Genomic DNA, 18,275 nt, shown 5'->3' on the forward strand with positions numbered 1-18,275 from the left:
ATCGTCGCGAGGTCTGGCAGTTCGCCGGCTCCAACCACTATGTGTCACGCCATGCGATGACGGTCGCGACCGGCTACAGCGGTGACTATGTCAACGCGACCTATGGCAATGATGCCGGTCTTCGGGCGGCGTTCCAGCGGGTGATATCGCTGCCGCCGGAGCGATCCGACAATGCCGGCCGGATCGCCCGCGTGAAATCGTTCGCCACCGGCCATTTCGAAGCCGGGCAGGAGATCCGCCTGCTCGATATCGGTGCGGGTCTCGGGGTGTTTCCCCATGCGGTCAAACAAGCAGGATGGCACTGCACGGCGATCGATCCCGACGCCCGTGCCGTCGGCCATATGCGGGAGCATGTTGGAGTCGAGGCCGTGCTCGGCGACTTCATGACCATCGATGACCTCGGAGCATTCGACATCGTCACCTTCAACAAGGTGCTGGAGCATGTGGAAGATCCCGTCGCCATGCTGCGGCGTGCCCGGCAGTTCGTCACGCCGCGCGGGTTCGTCTATCTCGAGCTTCCGGACGGCGAGATGGCGGCGCTGTCGGGGGCAGGACGCGAGGAGTTTTTTGTCGAGCACCTTCATGTCTTCAGTTTCGTCTCGATGGTGATGCTGGCTGAGCGTGCCGGCTTCCGGCCGATTGCGGTGGAGCGTCTGCAGGAGCCCAGCACCAAGTTCACGCTGCGGGCGTTTCTTTCCAAGATCACGTGAGGCACTGGACGTCATGACATCCGTCGGTCGAGATTCCGTCGAGCGCAGCATCAAGCAGTGCTATTCGACCTGGGGTACATCGTATTACGCCGACTATTATGGCGCGGACGCGCCATATCCGCCGGTGCATCTCGATCTCGTCAGGCGCCTGGTCGCCGAACGCGACGTGAAACGGCTGCTGGATGCGGGATGTGGCCCGGCGTCGATGCTGAGGCACTTCGTGGAACCGGGGCGGGAGGTCTACGGCTTCGATCTCACACCCGAGATGGTTGCGGAAGCGCGGCGCGTTCTGGTCGCGCAGGGGGTGCCGCAGGACCATGTCTGGGACGGAAGCGTTGCGGTCGCGTCGGATTTCGTCGCCCCGGACGGCAAGGCGGACTACGACTGCGTGCTGAGCAGTGGCGTGATGCCGCATATCCCGCAGGCCATCGAGGCCGACGTCATCGCCGGCATCCGTGCCGCCCTGCGGCCGGGAGGGCATGCGATCGTCGAGGCGCGCAATGAGCTGTTTTCGATGTTCACGCTCAACCGCTACTCGCACGAGTTCTTCCTGAAGCAGCTTCTCCCGATTGACGCACTGCGCAAGCATGCCGGTGATCGGCAGGAGGGCCTGAGCGCGGCGCTGGCCCAGGTTGAAGGCATGTTCCGCACCGACCTGCCGCCGATCCGGCAGGGCAAGGCCGACGAGCCGGGGTACGACGAGGTGCTGTCGCGCACGCATAATCCGCTGTTGCTGCAGCAGCAGTTCCGCGACGGCGGATTCGAGAACGTGCAGCTGTTCTATTACCACTTCCACTGCCTGCCGCCGATGGTGAGCGGGCATGCGCCGCAGCTGTTCCGCGAGGTCAGCCTGCAAATGGAAGCAAACCCGCAGGATTGGCGGGGACTGTTCATGGCGTCCGCGTTCTTTGTGGTCGCGCAACGGGCTTGATTCAATAGCCATGATCGCCGACGTCACGCAGAACGGCTGGGATCGCTTCTCGATCTGGGGGCACAGCGCGACCGTGCGCGAGCTCTATGCACGCCGATGCCGCCGCGAGGCCGAGGAGATGACGGCCCACGCGCAGGCGGCCGAAATCCTGTCGCAGCGGATTGCGCCCGGCGACAGCGTTCTCGATGTCGGCTGTGGCAGCGGTTACTTCTATCATTCGCTCACCGGTCGCAATCTGCCGGTCGAGTATTGGGGGCTCGACGCTTGCGCGGCGCTGATCGGCATCGGCCGCGACATTCTCCCGCGCTTTGGCCTGCCTGCTGAGCGATTGATCGAAGCAAGGATCGAGGATTTGAACGCAGAGGTCGACCACGTGGTCTGCCTGAACGTTCTCAGCAACATCGACAACTATCATCGGCCGCTGGAACGCCTGCTCAAGACCGCGCGCAAGAGCGTCGTCCTGCGGGAGTCGCTCAAGCAGGGCGCGGAATATCATTATGTTCGGGACGATTTTCTCGATCCCGGCATCGACCTGAAGGTTCATGTGAATCACTACGACGTCGACGAGGTCACGCGGTTCGCCGCCTCGTACGGCTATCGGCCTGAGATCATCGTGGACCGGCGCAGCGGCGGGCAGCCCGAACTCGTGATCGGGTATCCGCATTACTGGACTTTCATGGTGGCGGACCGCATCGCGTCCGACCGGGGCGACAACTGACATGACAAGACTGGCCGGCTTTCTCGGAGGATCGTCCAATCCGCACGCGGAGCGATTTGCCGCCGGCATGGCGCGGCTGATGGCGGGCAATGCGCAATCGCTGGGCTTCTCCCAGGGAGCTTTCGCCGCAGCCGGCGCGACGGTGCCGGCCATCGCCAGCGACCGCGGCTGTATCGCTGTCGTCGACGGCATCTTCTACAACGGCAGCGAACTTCCGGGCGCCGGGCGCGGGGCGGCAATCCAGCTGATCGAGACGTATCGTGAAGCCGGTTTCGCGGGCGCATTGAAGCGGATCAATGGCGACTTCGCCGTCGCCTTGTTCGACGAGCGTGATGGCGCGCTCTGGCTCGGTCGCGACCGGATCGGCGTGCGGCCGCTGTATTATCTCGCGCAAGACGGAAGCTTCGCATTCGCATCGCGGCCGCAGGCGCTGCGGGCGCTTCCCGGGGTGTCGCGGGAGGTCAATGCCCGCCACGTCGCCGTGTTCGCCGGCAGTCACTATCGCTACATCGACAATGTCCCGGACGAGTCGCCCTTCGCCGGTATCAAACAGTTGCCCGCGGCCAGCTTTGTCGAGCTGCGCGGGCAACGCCTGCAGGTTGATCGCTACTGGTCTCTCGACCAGCAGCCGGAGTGGACCGAGAACGAAGCCACGCTTGCCGAGCGCTATCGCGAATTGCTGCGCGAAGCGGTTGGCAGCCGTTTGAAGGCAGCCCGCAAGCCGGTCTTTACCTTGTCGGGAGGCATGGACAGTTCGTCCGTTCTGGCTTGTGCGGTCGACATCGCGGGAGAGCGCCTGGAGGCCGTGTCCTCGGTATATGCGGACAAGACCTATGATGAGAGTGACGACATCCGTGGCTTTGTCGCGGAAAAGGTCGCCCGTTGGCAGCCGATCCCGATCGAGGACTTCGATCTGTTCGATGTCGTTCGCCAGATGGTGCGCGCGCACGATGAGCCGGTTGCCACCGCCACCTGGCTCTCGCACTTCCTGCTGACCCGATCCGTCGCGGAACAGGGCTATGACGTTGTGTTCGGCGGACTTGGCGGCGATGAGCTCAATGCCGGCGAGTACGAGTATTTCGTGTTCAATTTTGCGGATCTGCGGCATCGGGGGCTGCATGCCGATCTCGAGCATGAAATCGCGACATGGGCGCAACACCACGATCATCCGATCTATCGCAAGCATCGCGATGCGGCCATGAGCCATCTGACGCGGTTGGCCGGGGAGGGCGCCGGGGAGGTTCTGGTCGATCGGGAGCGTATGAACCGCTATTTTCCCGCTGTTCAGTCATCGTACTACGATCTGCATGGCTTCCGGCCGGTGCTCGATCATCCGTTCTCGAGCTGGCTCAAGAACCGCACCTATCAGGACATCTTCCGCGAGACCGCGCCCTGCTGCCTTCGCGCCGAGGATCGTAACTGCGCATCGGCAGGGCTCGGCCATGCCGATCCGTTCTTCGACCACAGGCTGGTCGAGTTCATGTTCCGGGTGCCCGGCGCGATGAAGATCCGCGACGGCGTGACCAAGCGACTGCTGCGCGAGGCGATGAAGGGAATCTTGCCCGAGGAGACGCGGACCCGCATCAAGAAGACTGGCTGGAACGCGCCGGCCCATATCTGGTTCAACGGGCCGGCCGTGGATCAGCTGCTCGACTTGGTTCATTCCCGGGTGTTCCGGGAGCGTGGCGTTTATGATGTCGCCGAAGTCGTGCGTTTGATCGAGGAGCATCGTTCGATCGTGAACAGCGGTGCCGCGAAGGACAATCACATGATGTTCCTGTGGCAGCTGCTCAATGTCGAGCTGTGGTTCCAGGAGGTTGTCGACCACGTGCCGGAGCTCGCCGCGGCATGAGCTACAGCCTGCCCCCAGCGCTGAAGGCGGCTTCGAAGGTCGGCAAGCATGGCTTTCCCACCCTTGGGTTGCCCGAGGTCGATGCGACGGTGCATGCCGCGATGTACCAATGGGCCTGCGATCTCTTTCCGATCTGCCGGAGCCTGACCGGCGATGGTGTCAGAGAGACCCTCGCGTATCTGCGACGCATGGTGCCGGAACTCGCCGTTCACGAGGTGCCGACGGGCACGCGGTGCTTCGACTGGGAGATTCCGCAGGAGTGGAATATCCGCGACGCCTATCTGGTCGGCCCCGACGGAACCAGAATTGTCGACTTCAGGGACAGCAACCTCCACGTGGTTGGATACTCGCTTCCGGTCGACCAGATGCTGACCCTTGAGGAGCTGCAGTCGCACCTCTATTCGTCGGAAGAGCAGCCTGACGCGATCCCCTACGTCACCTCATACTACAAGCCGCGATGGGGCTTCTGTTTGCCGCACCGTCTCCGGCAGAGCCTGAAGCCGGGGTCACATCGTGCCGTGATCGATGCCTCGCTGCAGCAGGGATCGCTGACCTATGGTGATTTCATCCTGAAGGGGCAGACATCGGACGAGATTTTGCTGTCGTCCTACGTCTGTCATCCCTCGATGGCGAACAATGAGGTGTCCGGGCCCGTGGTGCTGGCGGCGCTCGCCCGCTGGCTCTCGTCGCTGCCGGAACGTCGTTATACCTACCGGTTCGTGTGGGTTCCCGAAACGCTCGGCGCGATCGCCTACCTGTCTCGGAATCTCGATGTGATGAAGGCGAATACCCGCGCCGGATACGTCGTGACCTGTGTCGGCGACGATCGGGCCTATTCCTTCCTGCCGTCGCGCTTCGGAGATACGCTGGCCGATCGCGCCGCGCGTCTCGTGATGGGCGCAGAGCAGCCGGGGTTCCTGCAGTACAGCTTTCTGGATCGCGGCAGTGACGAGCGTCAGTACTGTGCGCCCGGCGTGGATTTGCCCGTCGCATCGATGATGCGCTCGAAATACGGGACCTATCCCGAGTACCATACCTCGCTGGACAACCTGTCGCTGATCTCGGCGACCGGGCTCGGCGGGGCCTACGAAATCTATCGTCAGGCACTGACGCTGCTCGAGCACAATTTTCACTATCGCGTCACCACGCTGGGCGAGCCGCGGCTCGGCATTCGCAATCTTTATCCCGATCTGCAACGCAAAGAGATCTCCGACGACGTGGTGCCGATCCTCAATCTGCTGGCCTATGCCGACGGTGACCGAGACCTGATCGGGCTTTGCGACATCGCGAAGGTGCCGTTCGACAAGGCGATTGCGCTGCTGCAGGCGCTGCATCGAGAAGGCTTGATAGAAAAGGTAACGCAATGAACCAGCGCCTTCGTCTGCTCGATACGACGCTTCGCGACGGAAGTTATGTCATCAATTTCCAGTTTACGGCCCGGGACACCGCGGTCATAGCCGCGCAGCTCGAAGGTGCCGGGTTTGAACTGATCGAGATCGGGCATGGCGTTGGTCTGGGGGCCTCCGAGCGTAACTACGGCCGCGCGGCGGAGACCGACGAGGCGTACCTAGCGGCGGCCGCGGGTTCCGTGAAGCGCGCCATGTGGGGGATGTTCAGTATTCCCGGTGTCGCGACGCTCGATCACATCGACATGGCAGCCGGCTACGGCATGAAATTCCTGCGGGTCGGCACCGACGTTGCCGACGTTCCGGATTCTAGGCCCTTCATCGAACGTGCGAAGAAGCACGGCATGTTCGTGTGCGCGAACTACATGAAATCGTATGTCGTTCCGCCGGAAGAGTTTGCGCGCAATGCGCAGCTGTCCCAGACATACGGCGCCGACGCGGTCTATATCGTGGATTCGGCGGGCGGAATGCTGACGCGGGACATGGAGGCCTATTTCAAGGCGATCCAGGACACCTGCGATATCGCAGTCGGATTCCATGGTCACGACAATCTCGGGCTCGGGGTTGCCAATGCCGTCCGCGCCGCGGAGCTGGGAGCTGTGATCATCGATACGTCGCTCCAGGGCATGGGCCGCAGCGCCGGCAACACCCCGACCGAGCTGTTCATCGCGGTGATGGAGCGGCTCGGTGTTCCGATGGGGTTCGACCCGCTTCGGGTGATGGATATCGGCGAAAAATACATCAAGCCGCTGATCCAGCACGACGGATTGAATTCGCTCGATATCGTGTCGGGGTACGCGCAATTCCACTCCAGCTACATGGGCGTGATCCGGGAGTTTTCCAGCAAGTTCGGCGTCGACCCGCGCAAGCTGATCATTGCGCTGTGCGAACGGGACCGGGTGAATGCGCCGCGGGCGCTGGTTGAGGAACTGGCCCGGACCTTGAGCACGGAATCCGACGACGCGTTTTCCGCGCGCTTCCACCTTGATCGTTACTACGGATCCGAACAGAATCCGGATCCCGCAGTACCGTCTTCGAAATCCCCGAAATGATGATCTGGTCAACGGAAGTCTCGCGGATCTTCCGCGAGAACGCCGGACGGACCTTCCTGATCGATGCCATCGACGGAGGGGCGACGTCCTATGGCGACCTCGCCGGCCGCGCGGCATCGCTCGCTCGGCAGCTCGAGAGCCGTGGTTTGCGGTCGGGAGACCGCATCGGAATCCAGCTGCCGAATGGATCGCTGTTCGCCACGCTCTATTTCGCCTGTCTGTTGGGTGGATTCACCGCCGTTCCCGTCAACAATGCGTTGCCGGCGAAGGATCGGATATTCGTGCTGGGCCGGTCGCGCTTGTCGGCCATTGTGGTGGAAGCGGGCAGCGAGGGGTTCACGGACGTCTCATCGGACGGCATCTCCGGTTGTCCGGTGCTGACGATTTCGAATGGTCAGGCCGATGCCGACCTGTCACCGGGCGTGGCGAATGACGGGGATGTCGATGGGCGGTTCGCGGCCATCGAGAACGATCGGCTGTTTTCGATCCACTTTACCTCGGGCACGACCAGCCTGCCCAAGGGTGTCGCGCATCGGGTTTCAGCTCTTCTGGACAATGCAAGGTCGTTCAACCGCACGTTCGGCCTGGGGCGCGACAACAGGTTCGTTCATGTGATGCCGATGCCGTATATGGCCGGCTTCCTGAATACGCTGCTGGGCGCCTTTACCGCGGAGGCCTGCATCGTTCTCGCGCCGCAGTTCGGCCCGCAAAGCTCGCTTCGTTTCTGGGAGCCAGTGGCCGCGCACGGTGGCGACGCCATCTGGGTGTCGCCGACGATGCTTGCGACATTGACGCGGGTGGATCGCGGTTCGACCGGGCTTGAGCTTTGCGGAAACGGCCGCATGCGCATCTTCAGCGCCACCGCGCCATTGACCCATAAGATCCAGCGGGAGTTCGAGGACAAGTACCGGGTACGGGTCATCGAGAGCTATGGCCTGTCCGAGCTGCTGCTGATCACCGCCAACGACGGGCCGGCGGGATCGAAGGTGGCGTCGGTCGGAACGATCCTGCCGGACGTCAGGATTGAAATTCGCGATTCCGACGGCCACGCCGTGGAGGCGGGGCGTGACGGGGCGATCGTAGTCAACACGCCGCACGCAACGGCCGGCTATATCGATTTCGAGACGGGGCTGCCCATCGCCGTCCAGGACCCCTGGTTCGACACCGGCGATGTCGGCCACATCGATGTGGACGGCTATCTCTTCGTGACCGGACGGGTAAAGGACCTGATCATCCGCGGCGGTTTCAACATCAGTCCCCGGCAGATCGAGGAAACCTTGCTGCGGCATCCCGCGGTGCAGGATGTCGCCGTTGTCGGCGCGCCCCATGATTTCTTCGGCGAACAGATCGTCGCGGCGGTGATCCCCGTTGCGGGCCATCGTGTGGAGGAGATACAGGCCAGTTTGCGCGAAAGCTGCCTGTCGAGCCTCGGAAAGACATCCGTGCCCGATCGCTTCGTCGCTTTCGAGGCCTTTCCGATGACGAATCTCGGCAAGGTCCAGAAGAACAGAATCCGCGACATCGTCTCGGGGGCGGCTGGCGCGTGATCATGGGAGCGAGCCATATCACGCTCGGCTGCGATGACGTCGAGGCGGCGATCGAGCGGCTGGCGGGCTATGGGTATCGCACCGATTTCGTCGATCGCGGCGTCATCAACAATCCGTCCAAACATTCGTTTCTGTCTGCGCCAAGCGAGTTGCACGGCATCGCGCTGCTCCGGTCGGATCACGGCTTTCCGATCGAATTGATATGCTACGAGCAGCCAATGCCCGACCGGTTCGGGCGCTATGTCGGCGTGTTTGAATGCGCGTTGGCCGGGGCTGAGGCGATCGATCCTGACGCAGGGGTGGCGAGTTTGCCGGAACCGCTGGCATCGCGGTGGCGGCCCGGCACGATCGCCGGCCTCGACGCTCCGGCTTTTTTTGTCAAGGACGCAACGACAAGCAGCGGCCTGACGCAGGTCGTATTGCCGGTTGGCGATATCATCCAGGCGCAGCGACTCTGGTGCGGTGCGCTAGGGTTCAAGCTGCAGCGGGAGGGCGCCGGCTGGGCGGAGCTTCAGTTCGTGTCGCCCGTCGCGGCCTGGCGGCTGCGGATGCTGCTCGTGGCGGCGCCGCCGGCTGACATGCAATCGGTGCTCGATGCGAAAGGCATGGCGTGTCTTTCGTTCCTCTCGTCAAATCTCTCGCAAGATCTCACGCGCTTGGTCGCGAGCGGAGCGACGGTCGCGACCGATGTGTTTTCTATCACCATCAACGGCAAGAAGATGATGGTCGCAATCCTGGCGACCCCTGAGGGCGCCTTTGTCGAACTGCTTCAGATTGTCCGTTGAGATGGCGCGATGCGGCATCTGATCCGGATTCACGATAACGACCAGCAACGGGCATCAATATGAAGCGCATTGTCGACCTATCCTACCTTCTGCACGACGGCATGACGACCTATCCGGTGCACTGGTCGCCTCCCTTCGAGATCACGCAGCTCGGCCGGCATGGCATCGAAGGCCGTGAATCGCGCAAGATCGTGATCGGCACTCACACAGGAACCCATGTCGATGCGCCCCGGCATTTCATTCCGGGGGGCGCGACCATCGACCAGCTGCCGCTGGAGCCGTTCGTCGGCCCGGCAACAGTGGTCGACTTTACCTTTGCGAAGCCGCTGCAGGAGATCGAAGTGTCCGATTTCGAAAAGCAGTTGGGCGGGCGGCGCGTCGAACGGCTGATCATGCGCTTTGACTGGTCCGATCACTGGGGCAGCCTGAAGTTCTATTCCGAACAACCCTATCTCTCCGATGCGGCGGCGCAATGGCTGGTGGATCGCGGCGTAAAGCTCCTGGGCATGGATACGCCGCAAGCCGACAGTCCGAAGAACGGGCGCGGTGCGGAACGGGATTCGCCGGTGCACAAGATCCTGCTGGCCGCCGGCATGATCAAACTCGAATACATGACCAATCTTCGGGAGCTTGGAACGAGCGAGTTCGAACTGATCGCGCTTCCGCTCAAGATCCGGGAAGCCGACGGCGCCCCGGTGCGCTGCGTCGGCATCGTCGACACCTGAAAGGCGCGGACCACACGATGACTCACGAGAAACTTGTACGGGACTTCTTTGCGCAGAACGGTACCTCTCCGCTGCCGGAGGGCAAGGAGGGGCTCGATCTGCACTACCTGGACGCCCAACTGATCGACTCCTTCGGGATCGTCACCATGATCTCGGATTTCGAGAGCGCGCTGGGCATCACGTTCACGGCTGAGGATATGCAGTCCTACGAGTTCCAGACCGTCGGCGGCTTGATCGGCATCATCGATCGCCTGGCGTCCACCTCCGCCTCATGACCTTCGTTCCGAAAGACGTGGTTTTTCTGCCGGAGTCGACGGCCGCTTTTCCGGATCGTTGGGTCGCGATGAATGTCTTCGCCCGAACGGCGTTCGGTCTCAGCGGTGAAATCTTCCGTCTTTTGGGCACGCTGGAAAGTGATCCGGCGGCTGGTGGCGACGGGCCGTTTCGGTGCTGGCGCGTCGAATATTTTTCCAATGAGGACGGTCTGCTCGCCGATCCCAGCCGTTATCGCCGCGCGCCCGAGGACTGGCAGGAGCTGAGCCTGGATCGTTCCGCACTGATCGCGGAACTGAAGAAGCACTGCATCCTGATCGACGACGAGGTCGCCTACCGCGAACGGTTCAAGCCGAAGCGAAATCTGCTCGATCGCGAGCGGTTCGGAAACTTTCATCAGCAGCATGGCCAGCACATGGCGCTGACCCGGCGCAAGGATCCAGCGGACTGGTGGATGCGGCAGAAGTTCACCGCGGACCAGCTGTCTGTCCGCTCCGATACGCTTTATGGTGCGATCCAGAGCAAGTTCCTGGAACGGTATACCCAGGAGCGGATCGGCGCCGGAACGTTGGTGGTCGATCTGGGGTGCGGCACGGGGGTTTATTCGAACCTGATGGCGAGCCGCGGGGCGAGTGTGCTGGGGATCGACCCAAACGAGGCTTATCTGACGGTGGCGCGGACCAACGCCGCGCCGGGCACTCGTTTCGAGACGATGAATATCGGCCAGGCGGGCGCGCTTGATCGGATACCGACCGCGTCCGCGGACATCGTGTTTATGAGCGATGCGCTGCTGTTTTATTTCGTGCCGTTCTATCCGGGGCAGGCCGCCGATATCGGTGTCCTGCTCAAGGATATCCGTCGCATTCTGAAGCCAGGCGGATCGTTCGTCAGCCTGGAGCCCCATGGCGCGTTTTATCTGATGCCCTGGCTGGGCGCAGTCGACCGGCCCTTTGTCGTGGTCACCGAATATCTGAACAAAACCTTCGGCATCGTGCCGCCATTGTCGCAGTTGATCCGGGAGGTCACCCAGGCCGGCTTCGCCGTCACCGACATGCGCGAGATCGTCCCCGCGGACTATTTCGAGAATGTCGATCCCCGAGGCCATCACTTCGCCAGCGAGTTTCCGCTCTGGCATCTGTTCGAATTCCGCTCGTTGGCCGATCCAGCATGACCCATCACTATACACGCGACGATCTGCTGCGGGGAATTGAAGCGGCCGGCATCCGTCCGGGCGACACCGTATCCCTGCAGGTCAGTCTCGGCCGGCTCGGATTGCCGTTCGGGGTCGATCGAAACTATGCGGCGCTCTCGAATTTCGTGATCGATGCGTTTTTGGAAGTGCTCGGCTCCGGGGGCACGCTGGTCGTTCCCACCTATACCTACTCGATCGGGCGCGGAACGGTGTTCGAGGTCGAGACGACGCCGTCGTCGATCGGCGAATTCCCGGAGGTGTTTCGTTGTCGCGGGAACGCCGTTCGCTCACGCGACCCGATGATGTCGTCGGCCGCGATCGGGCCAAAGGCCGGGCGGGTGCTACGCGACATCTCGCAATCCTGCTATGGCGAAGGAAGCACGTTCCATCGGCTTCGCGACGTCGATGCCAAGATCTGCACACTGGGCATCAGCCTCTACTGGGCGACGTTCCGACACCATATCGAGGAAGCGGAAAATGTGCCGTTTCGTTTCGCCAAGCTTTTCACCGGTGTCGTTCGCGAGCGCGGCATTGATGCGCAGGAGACGTGGTCCTACTTCGCCGCGCCCTATGCCGACAACTGCCAGCCCAACGGCTTGCCGCTGGAGCGACGCGCGCGGGAGGCGGGACTGGTGCAGATCGCGCCGGTCGGCCGCGGCGAGATCATGGTGATCGGCGCCCGGACCTATTTCGATTTCGGCCTGAACGAGCTGCGACAGGATCCGTGGCTGACCGCCAAGGGACCGGCGGCGGCGGCCGAGGTGATCTTCAGGGATGAACCGCAGTGGTTGGCGGCGAAGGGGCGGCAGTCGTGAGGGTCGTCTGCTTTTCGCCGAATGACGCGGTGTGGCGCTGGACGCTGCCGCAGGCGCAATTTCTCGAGGCGCTGCAGCAGCGTGGCGACGAAATTATCTATGTCTATTGCGATCGGGAGTATTCCTCGTTCTGCATGTCGATGGCGTCATCCGGTGTGCGGTTCTCGGACGCAGCGGACAAGAAGAAGGCGATCTGTGACCGCTGTGTCGTTCAGTCGGACATGGTGCGTTCGCAGCTCAATTTCGAAGGACGTCCGTTGCGCTCGTTTTTACGGGGTGAGGACATCGAGGAGGCGGACCGCCTGAGCCGGGACGCTCCTATGGAGACGCTCTACGACCATGTCGAACACGGTCTTTCGATTGGCCGGCTCGCCCTCTATGAAACGATTATCCAGACCAAATCGATTTCCAGGGATCTGTCTCCGGACGCCCAGGACTTCTATCGGTCGAACTTCAGGAACACCTTGATCTCGGTTCGGGCCGGCAAAGCCATGCTTGATGAACTCAAGCCGGACATCGGGATCAGCTACCACACGGCCTACGCCTACAATCGCGCATTTCAACGTGTTTTCGAGGCGGGGCGGGTTCCCGTGTGGTTTCTGAACGCGAGCATGAATGTCGCCGAACTGGACTCGCATCTGATCGCGGCGAAGTCCGACCCTGAGGTCCTGTTTCGGAAAATGCTCGATGACTGGCCTCGCTTCGAAGATGTCGTGTGCAGTGCGCAGGATTTTGCCAGCGCCGCGGATCATCTGCTGGCTCTGATGGGCGGCGGCGGATTCGGTTACTCGAATTCGATGCGCCGTGGGACAAGTGGCGTTCTCGAGAGGCTCGGGTGCGCTCCCGGCAAGAGAGTCGTGGCGGCGCTGCTGAGCAGTTATGACGAACTCCTGGCGGCTGAACTCGCGGGGTTCGGCTGGACCACGCATAACGAGGTCTTCTCGTCGCAGATCGAATGGGTGAAGTGGCTGTTCGATTTTGCCCGCGCGCGACCCGATATTCATCTGGTGGTGCGGGTTCATCCGCGCGAGTTTGCGGTCAATGGAATCGGCGAGAGATCCGAACATTCCTATCTGCTCGAGGCGGCGTTTTCGGAAAAGCCGGAGAACGCCTCCATCAATCTGCCGTCGGATGGCATCGCGATCTACGACCTGCTGATGGAGGTCGATGTGGCGCTCATCGCCTGGTCGTCCGCTGGGATGGACGCTGGGATGCTGGGTGTGCCGGTCGTGACCTATGCCGGAGATGTTCTGCTGTTCCCGCGGCAACTGACATATGACGCGAAGAGCCGGGAAGACTATGCCAGGTTTGTCGACCAGGCGATTGACGCGGGATGGTCGTTTGAACGCTCAAGAGCGTTTTTCCGATGGGCCGTGCTGATGATGGCACGGACCAGGATCGACATGACAAATGGCGCGAAGACACCGACCAGACAGGGCGCTCTGGCCCGCTTGGCGCGGCGTGTGTCCAATCGGGCGCTGCTCGCGATGACATCGTCCAGCAGGGAGCAACTGGGATTGCGCCGGCGCCCCCGGCGGCTCGACGACTCCGATCGGATTTATTCATTGCTGGATCGAAATCTGTCGACGTTCTACGACGACGACACGGCATTGCAGAGCTCGAATCGCGATCAGGAGACCAGCGCACTCAAACGGCAGCTCGGGCGCCTTGCCGACTTCATCGAGCAGAAACGCGGTATTGCGCCTGAGAAGTTGAACTCCGTGATTTATCACTCCTAGTCCCAATCAGGTCACCAGATGCCTTCGACAGCCATCGACGTTCGATCCCTTTCCAAGCAGTACGATCTTGGAGAGAGCGGCATGCTGAGCTGGTTCAGGAGTTCGTCGTCAAAGGATACATTCTGGGCGTTGCGTGATGTTTCCTTCGAAATTCGCGAGCATGAAGCTGTCGGCATTATCGGCTCGAACGGTGCCGGAAAAAGCACATTGCTCAAGATTTTGTCGCGGGTCACCGCACCGACCCAGGGGCGTGCCCGAATTCGTGGCCGGATGGGCACCATTCTCGAGGTCGGAACGGGCTTTCATCCGGAGTTGACCGGGCGGGAGAATGTCTATCTGAGCGGGACCATTCTCGGGATGCGCAAGTCCGAGATCGACCGAAGGTTCGACGAAATCGTTGATTTCGCCGGGGTCGACAAGTTCGTCGATACGCCGGTCAAGCGCTATTCGTCCGGCATGTACGTCCGGCTCGCCTTCGCCGTTGCCGCACATCTCGACCCTGACATCCTGATCGTGGACGAGGTGCTGGCGGTGGGCGACGTCGCTTTCCAAAAGAAATGCCTGGCCAAGATGGACAGCAGCACCAACCAGGAGGGGCGGACCATCATTTTCGTGAGCCACAACATGCAGGCCATTCGGAGCCTGTGTTCCCGGGCGATTTTGTTGGAGCGGGGGACGCTGGTTGCAGATGGGCCGGTCGGCGAGGTGCTCACGAGATACGCGGCCGGACAGCAGACATCGTTCGATGTCCGGGAGCGTTCGCTGGGCAATCGCCTGAATCGAACGCGGGGACACGCCAGGATCGCCGCATTCTCCATTTCCAGCCCTGGGCAGCCCGAACGTCAGAAATGGTCGTTCAACTCGGGCGATGCTCTGGAGCTCGATATTTCCTATGAGGTCCATCAGCCCGTGGACTCTCTCGATCTTGTGGTATCGTTCGCCGTGGCCGGAAGCGGCGACATCGTGACAAGTCTCAAGGAAGTCATTCGGGATCGCCCCTTGAAGGCGGGTGACACGGGCGAGATCAAGATCGAAATCCCGAAACTGCCGTTTCGACCCGGCGAATTCGCGCTGACGCTGGGATTGGGCAGCAATGATTTCAGCATCTTCGAGGATATTCTCGACGCGAACGTGAATCTGCCCCATCTCATCATCGAATCCGCGGAAGAAAATATTTTCCACCGCGGCGGCCTCGTTTCGATCGATTACAACGTTCGGCATGCTGAGACCGACAAGCCGCGATCTCTTGCCAAGGCGTAAGAGGAGAAAAACCTCATGAACCAGCACGTGCGTTTCTACCCCGACATCGACTACCGGGCGCATCCCGCGTTTCGCGATCTTGACGTTCCCGTGCGCGGCGACGATGCGATCGTGGACGGCATGATAGAGGCCGTCGATCTGGCTCTCGATGCCCTTCACCGCGAGCGGCACGATGACGCGGCGCTGGGGCAGGCGTTCGACAATGGGCCGGGCCGGCGAATTGCTGAACTGGCGGCCTATCTCGACCGAACGACCTCCAATGAACGCGTCCGGTTGCTCCTGAGCCGGGCCCTCGCAGACGTGACAGGCGAACTGCTGGAGGAAGCGAAAATCCGGAATGACCGGCATAGTTTCAATCGCCCGCTGTCGTCGCAGGCGCGAAGCGTAGCCGACGATTTGAAGCGAGATGGCGTGCATATCTGCCGGTTGAGCGAGGTCGAGAAAAAGAAGCTGTGGGAGCTGTGCGCGCCGGTGATCGCAAGGTTGCGCGCGGCCGCCGAACTCAATCCGAAAATACGCGTGGCTGAGAGCATGCCGCGGTACGCCGGCGTTGGCGTGCGCCTCGATCGGTTCTTTCGCCGAAGCGCAGTGCTTGACGGCCTTTCCGCCTATTTCGGCAGCAATGTGACGTTTACCGGTTTTTCGCTGGAGTACTCCCATAACAAGCAGGACTGGTGGCAGAATTGCTATGCCGATGTCGGCATGGCGACATCAAAGACTGTCTATATGCATTATGATCATGGGTGCCGTAATCCGAAGGCGATTATTGCGCTCTCCGAGGTGACGGAAGAAAACGGTCCGACCGGCTATATCAAGGGAAGCCACAGCAAGCCGAGGTCCAACTTCATCCATTTCCTGATCAAGTCGATCGACCATCGTTTCTACGATGACTACATTGCCGGAACGCAAAGCTACTATCGTCGGCGCTTCCAGGAGCTCGAATATCGGCGCGAATTTCTCATGCTGCCGACGGCTCTTCAGGCCTGCAGCCATTTCGGTGAGGATATAACCGACGACACCGAGCTCTCATCGGATCTTCTCAAGGACGAAATCAAGGTGACGCGCGACGTCGGAAACTGCATCGTGTTCGACGGCGACTACGGCATCCATCGTGGTGCCTTGGTCAAGTCGGGCGAGCGGTTCGTATTTCAGGTGATTTTCGCGATCGAACCGGACCCGCCGAAGATTGGAGCGCTGAAGAAGCGTGCGCGGGCGATTGCCCGTCGCGTCCTGAAGGGCGAATGATCTCTCAATGTCCATAGCTTCTCGCGCCTATCGAATGGCGGATACGGTGCGCCGCAGGTTTTCGCCGCGCCGTACCGACACGCTGACCGCGGCGGGATTGCAGCGGGTCATTCTCGGTGAAGACAGATTCGTTGCCGTCGACGTCGGTGCGGCGAATGGTGTGCTGCCTCACTGGGAACTCCTCAACGGCATCGCCCGCGTCTATCAGGTCGAGCCGCGTCAGGATGCCTGTGCCGAACTCGAACGCGCCAACAAGGCCGCCGGACTGGACGCGACGCGGCATGTGGTTTGCGCAGGAGTTGCCGGGACTGACGGACCACGGACGCTCTATGTCTCCAATGTTCCGACGGGAACCTCGATCCTTCGTTTCGATTCGGAAGCGGCGTTGGATTGTGCTGACTACGTCGATCCGAACTATCTGTTCCCGATTACGGAGCAGAGCATAGCCACCAGGCGGTTGTCGTCGATCCTGGACGATGCGGGCGAGCGCCGCGTCGACTTGATCAAGCTCGATATCCAGGGAGCTGAACTCGAGGCGCTGGGCGGGCTTGGGCAGGACCGGTTGCCCAATCTGCTGGGAACCGAGCTCGAAGTCGGGATGCATTCTTTCTATCCGAAGGAAGCGCGCTTTCCGGCGGTTGAACAGTTCATGGAAGAGAATGGGCTGGAGTTTTTTGACGTTCGCGTCGCTCGAGTTCGACGCCCGTTCCGAGGCGCGGACGGGGGCTACGAAGCCGAGGTTTTCTCCGTCGATCCCAACAGCCCGACCATCGCCGCCCGCATCTGGGAGTTCGATGCCATCTACTTCCGTAAAAAGTCCTTGTTGCTCGCCCGCGGAGATGCCGGCGAGGTGAGGCGGATGGCACTCGTCTATGCTGTCTACAACTACTATTCCGAAGCTCACAGCCTCATCGCAAAGGCGGAGCAGGCGGATATATTCGATGCTGGCACGGCCGCGGACCTGAAGCAGGCCATCGTCGACCTGCATTACGTCGTGAACTATCGTCCATGGCTGGCGAATACGCCGTTCTGGCGCAGAATGCGTGCGCTCGGCATGCGGGTGGCACCGAGAAACGCGCCGCGCTGGTGCCAGCATATGTATCAGGGTTACCCCAACGGCTAGAACGTCGCTGGGCCAGACCTAATCCACCGGAAGAAATCCTTTTGTCCTTTCCCGCATCCCGATCCGCCAAACCTGTGTATGATATCTCGCCGAGCGCACTGCATGCGTTCCAGTTTGGCGAGCTTTGGCAATATCGCCATCTCGCATTCCTGCTGGCGTGGCGGCATATCCGGGCGCGCTACAAGCAGACCGTGTTCGGCCTGCTCTGGGCGGTGATCGTTCCGGTCGCGTTCACGGCAATTTTCGTAATCTTCTTCAAGCTGGTGCCGACCCAGCCCGCGGGAAACCTGCCTTATGTGCCGTCGGCGTTCGCTGGAATGATCTTGTGGCAGTTGTTCACCCGAGGCGTTTCGGAGGGCGCAACCAGTCTGACGGCCAATGCCGCCTTGATCACCAAGGTCTACTTTCCGCGTATCGTGCTGCCTCTCGCCGCAGTCATTTCGGCGCTGTTCGATGTTTTGATTTCGCTGATCCTGCTGGCTGGCGTTCTCGTCTGGTTCCAAATTCCGCTGCAGATGCCGATGCTGATGGCACCGCTTTTCGTCATTCAGGTCGCGTTGACGGTGCTGGCATTTAGTCTTTGGCTGTCCGCGATCGACGGGATTTTTCGCGACCTTCGTCACGCATTGCCGCTGATCCTGCAACTCGGGATGTTCGTCAGTCCGGTGGCCTACACGACCTCGGCCATCGTTCCGCAGAAATGGATGTGGCTTTACGAGTACAATCCGCTGGTGGGACCGCTGGAAGGTTTTCGCTGGGCGTTGCTGCAAGGGGCGCCGGCGGTCAATATCTCGGCCGAGCTCAAGTCGCTGGTCATTACGGCTGTTCTGCTCGTCACCGGCCTGCTGTTCTTCGCGCGCATGGAGCGCACGATCGTGGACCGGGTCTGAAGCCGGAATCCG

17 protein-coding genes are annotated in these 18,275 nt (G+C 61.4%); all 17 read left to right on the plus strand.

Annotated elements, in window-relative coordinates; all coding sequences use genetic code 11:
* A partial coding sequence (locus HY68_RS37700) for a class I SAM-dependent methyltransferase (RefSeq protein WP_042001855.1) occupies positions 1-710 on the plus strand: 710 nt, incomplete at its 5' end.
* Between the two features lie 13 nt (positions 711-723).
* Entirely contained in the window at positions 724-1,641 is a 918-nt protein-coding gene (locus HY68_RS37705) for a class I SAM-dependent methyltransferase (protein WP_078864202.1), read from the plus strand.
* A 10-nt stretch (positions 1,642-1,651) separates the two neighbouring features.
* On the plus strand, positions 1,652-2,359 hold the full coding sequence (locus tag HY68_RS37710) for a class I SAM-dependent methyltransferase (RefSeq protein WP_042001860.1): 708 nt from the start codon (positions 1,652-1,654) through the stop codon (positions 2,357-2,359).
* 1 nt (position 2,360) lies between these two features.
* Complete coding sequence (locus HY68_RS37715) at positions 2,361-4,211, plus strand: asparagine synthase-related protein (protein WP_198533549.1); 1,851 nt, start codon at positions 2,361-2,363, stop codon at positions 4,209-4,211.
* Complete coding sequence (locus tag HY68_RS37720; protein WP_198533550.1) at positions 4,208-5,578, plus strand: DUF4910 domain-containing protein; 1,371 nt, start codon at positions 4,208-4,210, stop codon at positions 5,576-5,578. Before HY68_RS37715 ends, HY68_RS37720 begins: the two co-directional genes overlap by 4 nt.
* Entirely contained in the window at positions 5,575-6,669 is a 1,095-nt protein-coding gene (gene dmpG / locus HY68_RS37725) for a 4-hydroxy-2-oxovalerate aldolase (protein ID WP_042001866.1), read from the plus strand. The genes HY68_RS37720 and dmpG overlap by 4 nt, the downstream gene beginning before the upstream one ends.
* The gene (locus HY68_RS37730; RefSeq protein ID WP_042001869.1) at positions 6,666-8,216 is read left to right on the plus strand and encodes a class I adenylate-forming enzyme family protein; all 1,551 of its coding nucleotides are present in this window, start codon (positions 6,666-6,668) and stop codon (positions 8,214-8,216) included. The genes dmpG and HY68_RS37730 overlap by 4 nt, the downstream gene beginning before the upstream one ends.
* Positions 8,213-9,001 (plus strand): glyoxalase/bleomycin resistance/dioxygenase family protein, encoded by a 789-nt coding sequence (locus tag HY68_RS37735; protein ID WP_042001872.1) that lies wholly within the window; start codon positions 8,213-8,215, stop codon positions 8,999-9,001. Before HY68_RS37730 ends, HY68_RS37735 begins: the two co-directional genes overlap by 4 nt.
* 59 nt (positions 9,002-9,060) lie before the next feature.
* Positions 9,061-9,726 carry a cyclase family protein gene (locus HY68_RS37740; RefSeq protein ID WP_042001875.1) on the plus strand — a complete coding sequence of 222 codons (666 nt, stop codon included), beginning with the start codon at positions 9,061-9,063 and terminating at the stop codon, positions 9,724-9,726.
* A gap of 17 nt (positions 9,727-9,743) precedes the next feature.
* Positions 9,744-10,001: a hypothetical protein gene (locus tag HY68_RS37745; RefSeq protein ID WP_042001878.1), complete on the plus strand. Its 258-nt coding sequence runs from the start codon at positions 9,744-9,746 to the stop codon at positions 9,999-10,001.
* A complete protein-coding gene (locus HY68_RS37750; protein ID WP_042001880.1) occupies positions 9,998-11,170 on the plus strand; it encodes a methyltransferase domain-containing protein in 1,173 nt (390 codons plus the stop codon). The genes HY68_RS37745 and HY68_RS37750 overlap by 4 nt, the downstream gene beginning before the upstream one ends.
* Positions 11,167-12,006: an AAC(3) family N-acetyltransferase gene (locus HY68_RS37755; protein WP_042001883.1), complete on the plus strand. Its 840-nt coding sequence runs from the start codon at positions 11,167-11,169 to the stop codon at positions 12,004-12,006. Before HY68_RS37750 ends, HY68_RS37755 begins: the two co-directional genes overlap by 4 nt.
* The gene (locus tag HY68_RS37760) at positions 11,976-13,745 is read left to right on the plus strand and encodes a hypothetical protein (RefSeq protein WP_042001886.1); all 1,770 of its coding nucleotides are present in this window, start codon (positions 11,976-11,978) and stop codon (positions 13,743-13,745) included. Before HY68_RS37755 ends, HY68_RS37760 begins: the two co-directional genes overlap by 31 nt.
* A gap of 18 nt (positions 13,746-13,763) precedes the next feature.
* Positions 13,764-15,005 carry an ABC transporter ATP-binding protein gene (locus HY68_RS43245; protein WP_042001889.1) on the plus strand — a complete coding sequence of 414 codons (1,242 nt, stop codon included), beginning with the start codon at positions 13,764-13,766 and terminating at the stop codon, positions 15,003-15,005.
* Between the two features lie 15 nt (positions 15,006-15,020).
* Positions 15,021-16,250, plus strand: coding sequence for a hypothetical protein (locus HY68_RS37770; protein ID WP_042001892.1), 1,230 nt, complete (start codon positions 15,021-15,023; stop codon positions 16,248-16,250).
* A gap of 7 nt (positions 16,251-16,257) precedes the next feature.
* Complete coding sequence (locus HY68_RS37775; RefSeq protein ID WP_078864204.1) at positions 16,258-17,373, plus strand: FkbM family methyltransferase; 1,116 nt, start codon at positions 16,258-16,260, stop codon at positions 17,371-17,373.
* Between the two features lie 41 nt (positions 17,374-17,414).
* Positions 17,415-18,263: an ABC transporter permease gene (locus tag HY68_RS37780; RefSeq protein ID WP_157874586.1), complete on the plus strand. Its 849-nt coding sequence runs from the start codon at positions 17,415-17,417 to the stop codon at positions 18,261-18,263.
* Positions 18,264-18,275 lie beyond the last annotated feature (12 nt).

The sequence above is a fragment of the Streptomyces sp. AcH 505 genome (assembly GCF_000818175.1).
Classification (GTDB): domain Bacteria; phylum Actinomycetota; class Actinomycetes; order Streptomycetales; family Streptomycetaceae; genus Streptomyces.

Excerpts from the sequence above, each read along its gene's own strand:
- HY68_RS37720 (WP_198533550.1), top strand. The coding sequence starts at position 4,208 with ATGAGCTACAGCCTGCCCCCAGCGCTGAAGGCGGCTTCGAAGGTCGGC.
- HY68_RS37770 (WP_042001892.1), top strand. The coding sequence starts at position 15,021 with ATGAACCAGCACGTGCGTTTCTACCCCGACATCGACTACCGGGCGCAT.
- HY68_RS37715 (WP_198533549.1), top strand. The coding sequence starts at position 2,361 with ATGACAAGACTGGCCGGCTTTCTCGGAGGATCGTCCAATCCGCACGCG.
- HY68_RS37775 (WP_078864204.1), top strand. The coding sequence starts at position 16,258 with ATGTCCATAGCTTCTCGCGCCTATCGAATGGCGGATACGGTGCGCCGC.
- HY68_RS43245 (WP_042001889.1), top strand. The coding sequence starts at position 13,764 with ATGCCTTCGACAGCCATCGACGTTCGATCCCTTTCCAAGCAGTACGAT.
- HY68_RS37705 (WP_078864202.1), top strand. The coding sequence starts at position 724 with ATGACATCCGTCGGTCGAGATTCCGTCGAGCGCAGCATCAAGCAGTGC.
- HY68_RS37710 (WP_042001860.1), top strand. The coding sequence starts at position 1,652 with ATGATCGCCGACGTCACGCAGAACGGCTGGGATCGCTTCTCGATCTGG.
- HY68_RS37740 (WP_042001875.1), top strand. The coding sequence starts at position 9,061 with ATGAAGCGCATTGTCGACCTATCCTACCTTCTGCACGACGGCATGACG.
- HY68_RS37730 (WP_042001869.1), top strand. The coding sequence starts at position 6,666 with ATGATGATCTGGTCAACGGAAGTCTCGCGGATCTTCCGCGAGAACGCC.
- HY68_RS37750 (WP_042001880.1), top strand. The coding sequence starts at position 9,998 with ATGACCTTCGTTCCGAAAGACGTGGTTTTTCTGCCGGAGTCGACGGCC.
- dmpG (WP_042001866.1), top strand. The coding sequence starts at position 5,575 with ATGAACCAGCGCCTTCGTCTGCTCGATACGACGCTTCGCGACGGAAGT.
- HY68_RS37745 (WP_042001878.1), top strand. The coding sequence starts at position 9,744 with ATGACTCACGAGAAACTTGTACGGGACTTCTTTGCGCAGAACGGTACC.
- HY68_RS37755 (WP_042001883.1), top strand. The coding sequence starts at position 11,167 with ATGACCCATCACTATACACGCGACGATCTGCTGCGGGGAATTGAAGCG.